8 protein-coding genes are annotated in these 15,304 nt (G+C 37.4%); 6 read left to right on the top strand and 2 right to left on the bottom strand.

The window, feature by feature from the left end:
• Positions 1 to 86 precede the first annotated feature (86 nt).
• Entirely contained in the window at positions 87 to 1,544 is a 1,458-nt protein-coding gene (locus ACIQVU_RS19460; protein WP_402896888.1) for a hypothetical protein, read from the top strand.
• A 717-nt stretch (positions 1,545 to 2,261) separates the two neighbouring features.
• On the opposite strand, the gene ACIQVU_RS19455 is transcribed toward ACIQVU_RS19460, so the two are convergent.
• Entirely contained in the window at positions 2,262 to 6,167 is a 3,906-nt protein-coding gene (locus ACIQVU_RS19455; RefSeq protein ID WP_402896886.1) for an S-layer homology domain-containing protein, read from the bottom strand.
• A gap of 595 nt (positions 6,168 to 6,762) precedes the next feature.
• Between ACIQVU_RS19455 and ACIQVU_RS19450 the strand changes: the two genes are divergently transcribed.
• From ACIQVU_RS19450 to csaB, 5 genes are all read left to right on the top strand, one after another.
• The gene (locus ACIQVU_RS19450) at positions 6,763 to 8,613 is read left to right on the top strand and encodes an S-layer homology domain-containing protein (RefSeq protein WP_402896884.1); all 1,851 of its coding nucleotides are present in this window, start codon (positions 6,763 to 6,765) and stop codon (positions 8,611 to 8,613) included.
• A gap of 326 nt (positions 8,614 to 8,939) precedes the next feature.
• A complete protein-coding gene (locus ACIQVU_RS19445) occupies positions 8,940 to 9,662 on the top strand; it encodes a WecB/TagA/CpsF family glycosyltransferase (protein WP_402896889.1) in 723 nt (240 codons plus the stop codon).
• Positions 9,659 to 11,215: a putative polysaccharide biosynthesis protein gene (locus tag ACIQVU_RS19440; protein ID WP_340804312.1), complete on the top strand. Its 1,557-nt coding sequence runs from the start codon at positions 9,659 to 9,661 to the stop codon at positions 11,213 to 11,215. Before ACIQVU_RS19445 ends, ACIQVU_RS19440 begins: the two co-directional genes overlap by 4 nt.
• 20 nt (positions 11,216 to 11,235) lie before the next feature.
• Positions 11,236 to 13,149 (top strand): DUF5693 family protein, encoded by a 1,914-nt coding sequence (locus ACIQVU_RS19435; protein ID WP_402896882.1) that lies wholly within the window; start codon positions 11,236 to 11,238, stop codon positions 13,147 to 13,149.
• Positions 13,149 to 14,231 (top strand): polysaccharide pyruvyl transferase CsaB, encoded by a 1,083-nt coding sequence (gene csaB / locus ACIQVU_RS19430; protein WP_340804310.1) that lies wholly within the window; start codon positions 13,149 to 13,151, stop codon positions 14,229 to 14,231. The genes ACIQVU_RS19435 and csaB overlap by 1 nt, the downstream gene beginning before the upstream one ends.
• 34 nt (positions 14,232 to 14,265) lie before the next feature.
• On the opposite strand, the gene ACIQVU_RS19425 is transcribed toward csaB, so the two are convergent.
• Entirely contained in the window at positions 14,266 to 15,096 is an 831-nt protein-coding gene (locus tag ACIQVU_RS19425; RefSeq protein WP_340804309.1) for a flagellin N-terminal helical domain-containing protein, read from the bottom strand.
• Positions 15,097 to 15,304 lie beyond the last annotated feature (208 nt).

Raw genomic sequence — 15,304 nt, 5'->3', positions numbered from 1 at the left:
GAAATCAACGGCATCGAAGAAAAAGAGAGTACAGGAACGAATATTCGTTCCTGTACTCTCTCACTTGTGCCTGAGGGACTTTTTCAGTGCCCTCTGCTACACCAACAGTATTTGTTGAAACAGGTAAAAAAGTTGGTTTAGACGATGATGATCTAAAACAAGTTGGAGAAATTGTATACTTTGGTGATGCAGTTTTAACAACAGCTAAATTAACTGTAAATGGTAAAGACACTACATCTGCTACAGTTTCAGATCGTGCAGAATTCACTTACCAAAGCGTAGACCAAAATGGTAAACACTACTTTGATAAAGAATTCCTTGTTACTTTCCAATTAGAAACTACATTTAGTGGTGCAACAGTTTATGCAGCTGATGGTACAACAGTTTTAGGAACAGTTAACCAAGGTAGTATGGAATCAAATAAATTTGTTCGCAACACACAAAATGGTAAAGCTACAATCTTTGTAGAAGCTGGAAACGGTACAACTGTTACTGTAAATGCTTCAGGTGGTTCATTCGCTAACCAAACAGCATCTGCTACTTTCAATAAAGTAACTAATGAAGGTATTGCACCTGGTCAACAAGTTCATGGTAAAGTTGTTGCAGTTGACAAAGATAATAACCGAATCTTATTATCTGATTCAAAAGGTGAAACAATTTACGAATTGTCATACGCTGATGCAGAATTATACATTAAAGGTGTTGCTCACTTAGAATCAACATTTGAAGATGGACCTAATAGTTTATCTGTAGGTGACGAATTATTATTCACACAGGCTACTGATACTACAAAAGCTAAATTTGATAATAAAGATGTTAATATTACAAATTCACTTAAAATTAAAGAAAATGCTAAAGTTGTATTATCATTCGAAAACTCAGAATATGATTTCGATGGTCAAATTTTAGGTGATGCTGCTACTAAAGCTGCAAAAGTTGAAATTCAAGGTAATAATGTAACACTTAAAAACCTTATCTTAGAGGGCGATCTTGAAGTTACAAGTAAAGTAACAGCAGATGCTACATTAGATAAGGTAACTGTAAGTGGTGTTACTACTGTTAATGGTGGAGCTAAATTCAAAGTAAAAAATAATTCTAACCTTGGTGTAGTAATTCTAAATGTTAAAGAAGAGGTTGAATTAACAAACTCTGCAATTGCTGAGCTAGTTGCAAAAGTAACAGGTTCTAAAGTAACAGGTACTGGTACAATTACTACTTTATCAGCACCTGCTGATGTAACAGCACCTACTGTTGATTCTACTGTAACAGTTTCTAATAGAGCTGCAGAAGTTCCATTTACTGCTACAACAACAAGTGGTGATACTGTAACATTAACATTTACTGCTGGTACAAATGCTACGAATATTACTTCAACTCCAGGTACAGTTGGAGCAGGTACTACTGCTGATACAGCAACTATTACATTTGCTAATGCAGCTGGTAAAACATTTGAAGTGAAATTCACTCAAAATGGTGTAGTAAAAACTTACACTGTAGTTGCTGGTTCTTTAGGTAATACAGCTACAATCACTCGTAAATACTAATTTATAAATTAATATAGCAAGTGATATCACAAAAAAGACTATTGACAAACTTTGATTTGTCAATAGTCTTTTTCATTGTGAGGTCTAATTCGTCCAGTTGTTATCATTAAGCGGTATATACCTTAACCAAAATGATTGGTTCTATAATATTTGTTGGGGTTATGGAACAATCAAAGCCATAAAAAAGCACAAAGAATGTTTTTTATTCAATTGTAGGTAAAATTAAAAACATTCTTTGTGCTTTGTTCTTCTGTCTGTCCTTGAATTGGATTTGGCCATCAACTTATGTAGGTTATGGTCATTTTATATATACACATACCTGTATTTTTATCATTACTCATGTTGCTTGACATGGAGCCTCTATCGGTATGAATTCAGCTAATGAAGCCAAGCAGGAAACTTAGCTGGCTTGATAGCCTATCATACCGAAACCTCCATATCAAGCGTAGCTATACAGAATATTATGCAGGTACTTCATGACCATTTCATGCATTTCTTAATGGCTATAACCACTTGAATTGACGCCTTTATAGTATTAGATAGATGCGTCTGAAAAATATGTATATTTAATTGCGAGTTTACACAAATATGATAGAGTCTGGTAATAGATATTGTTTGAATTCAGGTCTATATTCTTCTATAAGTTCAAAATATAAAAAAGAAAGACTCTGTAGAGATTTCTCCCATACAGAGTCTTTTCATTTTAGATACTATAAATTAATTTTTAGATGTTACAGTCCAAGCTTTTGTTTTTGAATCATAAGCCACTGCATATTTTAAACCTTTGTATGTTACTACAAATGATTTAGTTGTAATATCAGCACCAGCAAGAGTTGCTTTTAATTCCTTATCTGTAACTTCTGTAACTGCTACAGCTGCAGTATCAGCAGTTGAAGGGAATTCAACTTTAACATCTGAAGCTTTTACATTTTCAGTAAATGTTAATGTGACAGATGCAGTATCACCAGAAGTAGTAGCTACTGTAAATTGTTTAGCAATATCAGAAGCTTTTACTTCGTTTTCTGGTGCTTTGTAACCTGCTTTTGTTGTATCAAGTGTTGCACCATCTTTAAGGATAGCTGTTGTTACTGTACCAGCACCAGTGAAGAAAGAACCGCTCGCTGCTTTTTCTACTTCTACAACATCGATAGAAGAAGTTGCATCAAGTTTGATGTGTTCTTTTGTATTTAATACTAGTTTGTTAAGTTGTGAACCAGTTAAAGTAATAGTGTTTCCATCACCTTGGTTAACAGTTACAGTACCAGATACTGTCACATTGTTTAATGCAAAGTCATTAAGGATTTGAGCTTCAGTAGCATTTGTATTACCAACTGTTACATTACCTACAATGTCTACATTGCTAAGTTGGATGTTATCTCCATTAATTTGGAAATTAGCATTTACAGTTTGACCACCAAAGTCATAATTCTTAGCTGTTGATGTATGATCTCCAGCAATAATAAATGCTTTGCGGTTTGAATCTGCTGTGTTTACTGTGATTCCTGATTGAACGTCTAAGTTATCAAATTTAGCTTTACCATTAGCATCTGCTTTTTGTGTAAATAGTAATTCTTCGCCAATTTGTAACTGTTGTTCAAATGTTAATTCTGATACGCCTACACCTTTAAGGTATAACTCATCTTTTTCAAACTTCAGGTCGTAAATCTTCTCACCTTTAGAGTCTGTTAATAAGATACGGTCATTGTTTGTATCAATAGCGATTACGCGACCACGTACAGATTGACCAAATTCAACACCTTCATTGTTTAATGTAGTGAATGTTGCACTTGCGTTTAAGACTGGTAAAGATCCTGCGCTTGCAACTACATCTACACGGTTACCTCTTGCAGACTTCACTTTAATATCTGCTTTACCTTGTGCTGATCTCACATCGAATGATTTAGTGCTACCAATAGCTACAGTCTCAACACGTGAAGCACCGTTTCTATCAATGTATTCTACAGTCGCTGGTGCGAATGTTGTTGATACTTGGAAAGTAGCAACAAAATCATTTGAGCCACGTACATAGTAGTGTTTTTTGTTTTGATCAGTTGATTGGTAAGAGAATGTTACTTCTTCTGCAACAGATTTAGAAGCAGTATCTTCACCATCAATTGTTAATTTTGCACTTGTGATAGTACGGTCACCGAAGTATACGATTTCTCCTACTTCTTGTGCATCATTTTTATCTAAACCAGTTTTATCACCAGTTTCTAAGAATGCTGTTGGTGTTGCATAGCTATCACGGCCACCAATTACTGTGAATGATACTTGACCTTTAGCATCAGTTAATAAAGAGAATTCTGCTTCATCTTTTGTAAAGTCGCTTACTTTATGAACTGTATGTGAGTTATTATCAATGAAGTAAATTGGTGTTGTTGATGCAGCTGATGCAGATTTTGCTGAACCGTATTTTAAGCTTACTTTCACTACTTGTCCTGATTGTGCTGCTTTACCATCTTTATCTGTATAAGTTACTTTATAATCACGACCACCTGTATTTGCTAAGTCAGCATCAAGGGCTTCGTTTTTCTCTTTTAAGGAACCAGTGTATGAATATTTAGAAAGGTGACCAGTAAGTTGGTTAGTTTTTCTAGTTGGGAAATTACCTGCTCCTTCTAAAGTAGTTACACCTGATACAGCTGTACTACCAAGTTCTACATAAACAAATCCTGATGGCACTACTTCGCCAGAACGTAGTGGGTTAGCACTGTTAATTTTAGTTGCTCCTGCTGGAATTGCTGATGGATCTGCACCAGTTAATTGTCCATTTGGATCGCGAACTAATACTAAAGTGCCATTGCGGTACTCGTAATTTCCGTTACGATCAAAGCTTTCGTCATATGCAGAAGCGTCTTTTGTACCAATTGATTCAACTTTTAAATTTAATACTTGCTCTTTTGCAAATGTAACTGGTGATGCAAATGCTACTAGCTCTGTTTTGTCAAAGCGGTCAACTGTTGCATTTGTATTTCCTACTGCATTATCTACCCATACAAATGGTGTTACTGTTTCGCTTGAACCAGTTAATGTGAATGTAGCTTCACCTTTAGAATCTAATTTAACTCGTACAGCATTGAAACGATTTGTTTCAGTTGAATTAGTTGTTGTGAATTGACCTGGGTAACCTAAGTTTCTACCGTCATTATCAATCACTGTTACGTTTTTGTTTGCTTTGTCCGGTGCAACATTTACGTTATCTAAGTAACCAACGTTGATGTGGCTTATACGATATTTCTGTTCTAATTCAGCAGCATTGTTTACACCTGCTACTTTCACTTTGTAGACTTTTTTCGCACCATTGTTTAATTTATTACCTGTTGTTACTTCAGTAATTGTTAATGGTTGAGTGTTTGCCCAATATACTTTTGAGAAGTCACGTACAGTTGGGTTACCAGTTGCGTATACTTGTACTTCATCGTTTGCTGTTAAGTTTTGTGACGTTGAAGCATAACGAGTATACGTATAAGTAGCTACACCGTTTTCATCAGTTGTTGCTTCAGCAATGATTGGTTGGTTTAAAGATGCATATGCAGTATCTTTATTTGAAGCATCAATAATATTAAACGTAACAGGGATACCTGCTTTAGATTGGCCTTCACCTACAGCAACTTGTGCTTTTAAAGTAACTTGTGTACCAAGTGGTGCTTGTTGAGATTTGTGAGATTTCACTTGTGTAGTTGTTTCTTTACCAATCTCGCCCTCTACTACTGGGTTTTCATATTCAACTACTGATACAGCAGTTGGAATAACAGCAGCTACACCTTTGAATCCACCGATTACTTCATCTTTATAAGAAAGAACGTATTCTTTTTCAGCAGTTTGTGATGCTGTAGTTAAAACAACCACTTTTTTGTTTGATTGTTTGATTGCTGCATTTTTGATTTCTAAACCATCGATGCTGAAATCGCTAGCTTTTACAGAATCAAGCTCTTCATCAAATGTTACTTCAACAGTCGTGTTGTTAATTGCTTTTACAAATGTATCAACTGGAGTTTCGTTGTTCACTTTGTTAAGTGTACGTTGGAATGTTAAAGCAAAGTCTTGACGAGTGATTGAGTTGTTAGGGTTAAGACGGTTTGTGTCAGTACCTTCGAAGATGCCGTTTGCTACAGCGATTTCTAGGTATTTCTTAGCCCAAGGTTTGATTTGAGAAGAGTCAGCAAAACCAGTTACATCTGCTTCACCTTCTAATTCGAAAGCTTCTACTAAAATTTTAGCAGCTTCAGAACGAGTTAAGTTTTTGCTTGGTGCGAATTCAGTTGTGCTCACACCTTCAAAAATGCCATGTTCTACAACAGCTGTAATTGAGTTGTAGTACCAAGCGCCTTTTTTCACGTCCTTGAAGTTTACATTGCCGCTAGCGTCTAAGTCTAATGCTTTAGCAAAGATTTCAGCAGCTTCTGCACGAGAGATTGTATTTAGTGGGTTAAAGTTCCCTTTAGTGTCACCTTGGATTACTCCAGAGTCTACTAAACTTTGAACCGCTTCTTTCGCGTATCCAGAAACTTTATTTAAGTCATTTATTTGTGCAGCAGATGCTACAGGAACGATTGCTGATGCAACTAATGCAGCTGTTGCTGATGCCGCGAAGAACTTACGGCCTTTGTTTTGCTTTGCCATTAATGTATTCCTCCCTAGATTTCAAAAAATAATATTCATTCATTGAAAACTATATTACCCCTTATTAGTTACCTAACTATATGTATTATAGTTTTCATGAACAATACAAAACTAAAGCAAATTTGTTAGTAAAGTTACTAGAAAAAGCGTAGTAGAATACCATTCTAGTAATCTTATTCACTTTCTACAATAATATAACACTATCTCTTCCAAATTTCAAGCATTGAACATAAATTTAGGTAAGGAAGTTTTTTTTACCATAGTAAATATGGGTTTAAGTAGATTCCTACAAACTCCCTACTATTTATTGTCTCAATTGGATTGGTAATTGATAGCTACGTTACCTATTATACATAACTCTCAATAATAACCAAGCATTTTTTGGAACAGTTACGAAATTGTCAAAAATTAAAGTTTATCGTAATAAATCAGTTATATTTGTAAAGAAACCGAAATATATGCTGTAGTTTTGTAGTTTCTTCTTATTAATATAGAAAGCTGTTCTGATGTTGTAATAATAGATGTGCTGTTTTTATGCTACACTTTTAATAGTTTGATAGGATGGTACTATCAACGATTGAAGGGAGCTTGGGAAATGAAACGTACATTACCTCTTTATGGGGCGGTGCTTGCTGGAATGTTATATCTTGCGCCTACTACGGCAGCGGCAGAGAATATTTCGAAGCATTGGGCCTACCATGAAATGAACTATCTTATTACAAATGATTTAATGAAGGGAGATGAGTTTGGTCATTATCGTCCAAATGATGCTGTAACGCGTGCGGAGTTTGCTGCATTCCTTGTGCGAACGCTGAACTTACCTACAGCGTCTAGCAGTCAGTCGTTTGTCGATGTAAAAAAAGGTGATTGGTATTACGGCGTTATTCAGCAGGCTAGCTATTATGGGCTTATTAAGGGCGATGACCAGGGTAGATTTAATCCACAAGCGCATATTGATCGGCAACAGATGGCAGCGATGCTCAAAAGGGCTCTTAATTATTTAGATATTCCAACAGCTAACTCCCCTATTACGTTTAATGATCGTACACGAATTGCAAAATGGGCATATGCAGATGTACAGGCTGTTGTTTCGGCAGGGCTGCTTGCTGGAAAGCCTAATAATCAATTTGCGCCACTTGCTCAAACAACACGTGCAGAGGCAGCAACTGTGCTTTATCGTTTAATTCATTTAGAAAAGCCTACTTCTGGTGGAAAGCAGTCGATTATCACAAACTACTCACACGATTATGCTAGTGTTGTTAGTAAGCAGGCTGCTAATAGTTCAAAGGTGGATGGTGCTGGTGTTTTCACGGCTAGCGAGGCACTAGTGTCATACTATGTACATCCAAAAAGCTTTATGCAAGATAGCCCAGCCTATTATCAATTTTTAAAGCTTTCGACTGTTGTCGATAATTTAAGTGCTAAAGAGCTGAATGAGAAGGTACTTGCGAATAAAGGAAACTTAGCAAATATGGGGGATGCCTTTGTACAGGCAGGGATTGACAATACTGTGAACGCAATTTATTTATTGTCACATGCATTACATGAAACAGGCAATGGCTCCTCAGCGCTTATTAAAGGCATCGAGGTTGGTCTTGATGACAATGGTAAGCCTGTGATGGTAACGGCGGACAATCGTGAGCGTTTAACAGATATTAAGACAACCTATAATGCATATGGTATTGGTGCGATTGATGCGGATGCCAATAAATATGGTGCTGAGCGTGCTTATAGCAATGGCTGGTTCACTGTGAAGGACGCTATTATCGGTGGCGCAGCGTTTGTGAAAGAGCAGTATATTAGTAAAGGACAAGATACGTTATATAAAATGCGCTGGAATCCTGATAATCCAACTGTTCATCAATATGCTACACATGTAAGATGGGCAGAGATTCAGGCGAAAAAGATTTATGACCTGTATGAATTAATCGGTGCACAGAAGACGGCGAATTTAGTGTTTGATGTGCCAAACTATAAAGGACAACCTTCTACTGTGGCATTGCCAAGTCCAGCGAAGCAATATGCGCTACATCCTGCTTTAGCGGGAGCAACTGGTATGACGACGATGGATGTAAGCATTAAAACATATCCAAATACAGCAGATGCCGCTTCTATTATTACAACATTGCCAAAGGATACGAAGTTAAGAGTGCTTGGTGAGAATGGCGGATGGTTACAGGTGCGAGCAGATGGACATGAGGGCTGGATACTTGCGAAAGATGCAAGTCTTGAAAATAGCCTACAAGTCATCAATATGACGATTATGCTAAATGTTCGTAGTGAGCCATCTACAACAAGTAGCATTGTCGGAACGGTGAAACCAAATGGCTTTATTATTGGTGCGGTAGATGCTGAGGGTAAATTTATTACAGAGGGCAATTGGTATCAGGTAATTTACGATGGCAAAAAAGGCTGGGTTCATAGCGATTATATTGTCAAAAAATAATCTAGTTGTGAGGAGTGCGATAATATTTCGCACTCCTTTTTTTGGCTCTATATAATAGTAGAAACTCGAATTTTTTATGGGAATGGTATTTGTGTGTTCTTTTTTGGGTGAGGTATTTTTTATGTGATTATTAACTTGATGAAAGTGATCATTAATCTGGGGAAATCGCTCATAAACTTCAACCGAGTGATCATTAACCTCAAAAGACCGCTCTATAACCGTTACTAACGAAAATTTCCTGTCAGAAATGCTTTTATGGTATGATAGATTGCAGTGAAAAAGGAATTACAGAAAGGTTTGAGCATGATATGAAGTATGTAACGATTATGGGTATCCCCTTTTTACATATTAATCAGCAAGGGTTTGTTGATTTACTCGTTGATCGTATTGAACAGCAAGAAAAGACCTTCGTTGTCACTGCTAATCCTGAAGTGGTGATGCAGGCAAATGCAAATCCGACTGTTATGGGGTATTTACAGCAGGCAACGTACATTTGTGCAGATGGCATTGGTGTTGTGAAAGCAGCACAAATTCTTGGCGAATCATTACCTGAGCGTGTCACTGGCTATGATACGATGGTGCGCCTTTTAGAGGTTGGACAGCAAAAGCGCTTTAAAATTTATTTATTGGGCGCACAAAAAGACACGATTGAAAAAACTGTAGCGAATATTCGCAAGACGTATCCAAATGTTGAGGTTGTTGGCTATCATGATGGATTTTTTGACTGGCATAACAGTACTATTGCAGAGGAAATCGCTGCGCTACAGCCTGACCTTGTGTTTGTAGCATTAGGTGTACCAAGGCAGGAAAAATGGATTACGGAAAATCTTGGGCAATTTTCAAAGGGTGTCTTTATCGGTGTAGGTGGCTCCTTTGATGTTATCGCTGGCACTGTCAAGCGTGCGCCCATTATTTGGCAAAAGCTAAACCTTGAATGGTTCTATCGATTGCTACGCCAGCCAAGTCGTTTTGGGAGAATGCTTGTACTTCCCCGCTTTGCACTGAAGGTTTTCACATCAAAGCTTAAAGGTCAAGGTGCAGCAAAATGAGTCAATCAACCTTTGTGAAAAGCACCCTAGTCTTAACAGTTGCTACATTGCTATCAAAAATAATTGGCAGTATGTTCCGTATCCCACTGCAAAATATTGCTGGGGATGATGTACTCGGAATTTTTAGTCTTGTCTATCCTGTTTATATGGTGGCATTGTACTTATCTGTGGCGGGTATTCCAATCGCCATTTCGAAGCTAATTGCAGAAGCCAAGACGCAAAATGATGCAACAAAAATCAAGAAAATTTATGTAACCGCAAGCATCCTTGCTCTATCCTTTGGCGTCATTAGTTTTACAATCATCTACGGCTTTTCTAGTCAAATTGCCAATGCGCTTGGTGGGCCTTCAACAGAAATTGCATTAATTGTTGTTGCCCTTACATTGCTTGTTGCACCATATATGGCTGTGTATCGAGGATTTTTCCAAGGCTTTGGTGATATGCGCCCTACTGCTATTTCTCAAGTAGTTGAGCAGTTTGTGCGTGTTGCGTTAATTTTACTTGTTGCCTATTTCCTTGTTGCTATGAATTATTCGAATGATATTGTAGCTGGTGGTATTATGGCCGGCTCTGTTATTGGCGCATTGAGCTCATTGCTTTATTTACGTCTTAAATATTTCCGTTCTTCGTTTAAAGTAACAAGCAAGGAGAAATATGCTGCTAAAGATTTTTCTATGTGGAGTAAAACTATTTTAAAAATCTCCATCCCTATTGCAATTGGCTCTGTCACAATGGCACTCTTTAATTTTGTGGACTCCTTCACAGTTTCCTATGGGTTAAGAAGTGCAGGAGCAGATGCTAGTGAAATTAACTATCTTTATGGTATTTATGGTCGAGGATTAACATTGGTGCAAATTACAACCGTTTTTGCCTCTTCGATTATTCTACCGCTTGTGCCGTTAATTACAACGAAGCTTGCGGAAAATAAGCTGGATGATACACGTAGCATTATTGAGCAAACACATCGTATGACACATCTTATTTCCTGGCCAGCTGCTATTGGGCTTCTAGCCTTAACCTTGCCTTTAAATCTAGCCCTTTTTAAAGACTTAGAGGGAAGCTTAATGTTAGCAATGATTAACCTTAGCTCTGTTTTTACATCCTTAACGCTGCTTGGTACGGGAATTTTGCAAGGGATGAATGCAGCGAAAGCAGGGGCATTGATTATTATAAGTGGTGTTGTGCTTAAAATATTTGCCAATATCTTCTTTATTCAGGCATTTGGTCTTGATGGTGCTGCCTATGCAACATTGTTTGTATACCTTGTGTTATTTATTGTGAATTCTATTGTTATTTATCGTATGATTCGCTTTACTGTTCTTGGAGCAGATACAATTAAAATGATTGTGGCTTCAATTGTTATGGGCGCACTTGTTGGTTTACCAACATTATGGCTGGATATTGCAGATTGGTCACGATTATGGGCACTTGGGTATTTGATTGTCACAATTACAATTGGAGGAGCTATTTACTTCCTTCTACTATGGGTAATGAAAGCTATTCATAAACAAGATTTAAAGAAAATCCCGATTATCGGCAAAAGATTTTCATAAATAGGAGAGGTAGAACATTTATGTCAAAACAGAAATGGCTTTGGGGAATCATTGTTCTTTTACTCATCGTTTCCTCGACAGGTATGGTGATGAGGTGGAATGCTGAGCAATCCAATAATACGTATGAAATGGTCATTCCCCTTGATGAAATACAAACTGCTAGTAAAAATAGCGATTTAACAATGGAGGAGATTTTTTCTTCTTTAAAGGAGGCTGGGCTTACAACGGTTAGCTTAGAGCCTCTAACGTTAAGGGAAATGGAAAAGCAAAACCTTATTACAATCTATGAGGAGAATGAATTAGCAGCACAGCTATTGTTTACACCGTATAAAGACGATATTGATGTCACAAAGCGTGGATATTATATTCGAGTGCCTGATAACACAAGCTATCAGCAGCTTATTATGGATAGTGTGCAGCCAGAGGAGGTGCAGGTAGGAGAAGAGGCTTTCTATTTCTTACCTACTGCTAATCATCATTATGACTTAAAAACACCAATTGGCTATGACCAGCCTGCTATTGATATGATTAGTGAGCATGGGCTTGCACATATTTTTAAAGTTGAGAATGCAAGTAATGAAGTAGCGAATGAACAATTAGTGCATCAATTATTGACACTAAAGGATGCATCTGCTGGTCGTTTGCTTGGTTCAGGTGATGAAGCAATTGGCTTTGGAGAAGAAAACGGACATGTATTAGTGGAAAAATTAAAGGATGCTGGCTATTCCTTCTATACAATTGAGAGTAACCCACTAAAAGGCGAAAATAAAATCGCTCAAATTACAGATTACAATATGATTCGTTTGCATAGCATTAATGTTAATCGCGAAACAAAGCTAACATTAAATGCGAGCATTGATCGTACAACAAGAGCTGTAAAGGAACGTAATATCCGTTCTATTTTCTATCATATTAAAACATCAGGCAATCCACATGAAAATATTAAAGAAACGATTGAATACTTAACAGGCGTTCAAGATACTATGCCAAATCATTTCAAACTAGGTGAGCCAAAGCCGTTTGATAAGGTAACAATTCCTATTTGGGTAACGGCACTTGTATTGCTAGCAGGTATTGTATTTACGTTCGTTATTACGGAATTAGTGAAATGGATGCCTTTACGCCTAGCAGCTGCTGGCTTTATGGCACTGTTAGCCATTGCGTACTTCCTACTAAAAAGCACCCTATTCTTACAGGCATTTGCATTAATTATTGCAGTTCTTGCACCAACATATGCGGTTATTAAAGCTGCAAACGGCTCTACACAAATATCAAAAATATTGATTCAATACTTAAAGGCAGTAGCTATTAGCCTTATCGGTATTGTGATTGTGATTGGTTTATTAAATGGCAATGCCTTTATAACAGGTTTTGCAACATTTAAGGGTGTGAAGCTTGTTTACTTGATTCCAATTTTAGGTGTATTACTATTTACAATTATTGAAATCAATCGACTAGCTGATCAAAATATTAAAAAATCCTTATCAAATACTGTGACATTATTAAATAAAGAGCTGAAATATTGGCATGTGCTGTTATTAGTGATTGTGGCAGGTGTTGGATTATTTTATATTAGTCGAACAGGTAACTCTGGCTCTGTTAGTGAGCTTGAGCTAGCATTTAGACAATGGCTTGAAAACACATTATATGTTCGTCCAAGAACGAAGGAATTTTTAATTGGTTTCCCATTCTTTGTTTTAGCATTATATGTAATGGGCATTAATCGCAAATGGGGTAGCATCCTGCTTGTACCAGGCGTTATCGGCTTCCTATCTATCGTCAATACCTTTACACATCTACACATTCCAGTAGCAGTTTCTGTATTGCGTACATGCTATAGTGTCGTTCTTGGCTTTGTTATAGGGCTTATCTTTATTTTAATTTTTAAACTTATCTATCGTTGGGCTTCTAAGGCAATCGCGAGGTGGACATAATGCATATTGTATTATCTGGCTATTACGGATTTGATAATGTTGGGGATGATGCGATTCTTCTAGCGATTATCCAATCTTTAAAGAAATGGCAGCCAGCTATTGAGATTACTGTCTTATCCAATAACCCAGCCGCTACAGAGCAAACATATGGTGTAAAGGCGGTTAATCGCTGGAAGCTAAAAGAAATCCGCCAATTATTGAAAACAGCGGATGGTTTAATTAGTGGCGGCGGCAGTCTTATGCAGGATCAAACAAGCATGAAGACGATTCCTTACTATGCGGGCATTATTCAAATGGCAAAATGGCTAAAGAAGCCTGTCTTTGTCTATGCCCAAGGTATGGGTCCGATTAATCACCCAATTAGTAAGTTTATTGTTCGTCAGGCACTAACAAAGATTGCACAAATTACAGTTCGGGATAAAGCTTCTCAAACACTGTTAACAGAGATCGGTATACAAAAAGAGGCTACGATTGTACCTGATCCTGTAATGGGGCTTAATGGTGATGACTTCCATTGTGAATGGCTGGTTAACGAAGCATTATTAGATGAAAGCTATATTGCGGTAAGTGTTCGTGACTGGCCATCTGCAATAGTGTATAAGGAAAAGATTGCACATAGTCTTGACCAGCTAGCACGTCAAGGTGAGCGTATTGTCTTTGTACCAATGCACGGTGAGCATGATTTAAAAACATCAGCAGAAGTAGCTGCGCTTATGCAGGAAAAAAGTATAGTAGCACCTGCTGACTTATCAATTGAAGAAAAAATTGGTGTTATTGGGCAATCACAGCTGCTAATTGGTATGCGCCTACATTCCTTAATCTTCTCAGCTATTTATGCAACACCATTTATTGCGATTTCTTATGATCCAAAAATTGATGCATTTGCTGAAATTGTTGAACAGCCTGTTATTGGGCATGTGGAGGTAGATGATTGGAATGGCGTAACATTGTTTGAGCAGGCTGTCGCTATTCTGGAATCTTATAATTCCGTACAAGAAAAGCTAAGTCAGGCTGTTCGCCCATTGCAAAATGAAGCAACAGCTACAGCAAAATTAGCACTTGAAGCCTTTGGCAAACATTAAAAAAATGATGAATTTCAATGCTCGTTGAAATTCATCATTTTTTTGTGACTTCTAATAAGGTTAAAATCGACTGTGCTTGCTGCATATGCATTGCCAGCACATATTGACTTGCCTGCATTAAAATCTGTGCCTTCACCATATTCATCATCTCTTTTGCAATATCGGCATCTCGAATACGGGATTCAGCATCCTGTAAGTTATCAGCGGTGTTAACATTTACATTGTATGCATGCTCCAAGCGATTTTGATAAGCTCCAAGGCGTGAGCGCTCATGGGATACTTGCTTTAGGGCATCATCCATTGAGGAAATAGCTTGATTTGCCTCCTCACGTGTAGCAATGGAAGTATCTCGTAAACCAAGTGCTTCAGCGCCCACATCATTGATAAATAGCTCAATATGCTGCCCTGCATTTGCCCCTGCTTGAATTTTAATGCCATTTGTTGAATGCTCTCCGTTAAGCAATGCTTTTGTATTAAATTCTGTATCTGTTGAAATACGCTGGATTTCCTTTTTTAATTCTTGAAATTCTAAATCAAGCTGTGCACGGTCGTCATCTGTTAAAGTATCATTGGCTGCCTGCACTGCCAGCTCACGCATGCGCTGGACAATTGCATGTGTTTCATTTAATGCTCCCTCTGCTGTTTGCACAAGTGAAATACCGTCCTGTATATTTTTAGCTGCCATATTTAAGCCACGAATTTGAGCCCGCATCTTTTCGGAAATCGCAAGACCTGCTGGATCATCCGCTGCACTATTGATGCGATAGCCCGTAGAAATTCGCAGCATTGCTTTATTCATCGTGTTATAATGCTGATTCATATTTCGCAGAATAGACATCCCTGTCGCTGACCATTTCCCAAGCATGCTCTCACCACCTTTCCAGCTGATTATTTTTAAAAATATAACGCTAATTTTATGCCATTCGGATTTCACAATTGTTTGCGCCCATAAAATAAGCAGTCTTTGATTGGTGTATACTATATATAAGGTGATTAACTTTTAGACTTACACTCTTTTTCTTCGTTTTCCTGTATACTATTCTTAATAGATATGAAACGGAGAAAAATGATGC

Origin of the sequence: Lysinibacillus sp. NPDC098008, from assembly GCF_044760715.1 — a bacterium.
In the GTDB taxonomy this organism is placed as follows: Bacteria; Bacillota; Bacilli; order Bacillales_A; family Planococcaceae; genus Lysinibacillus.
This window is presented reverse-complemented; position numbering and strand designations above follow the sequence as displayed.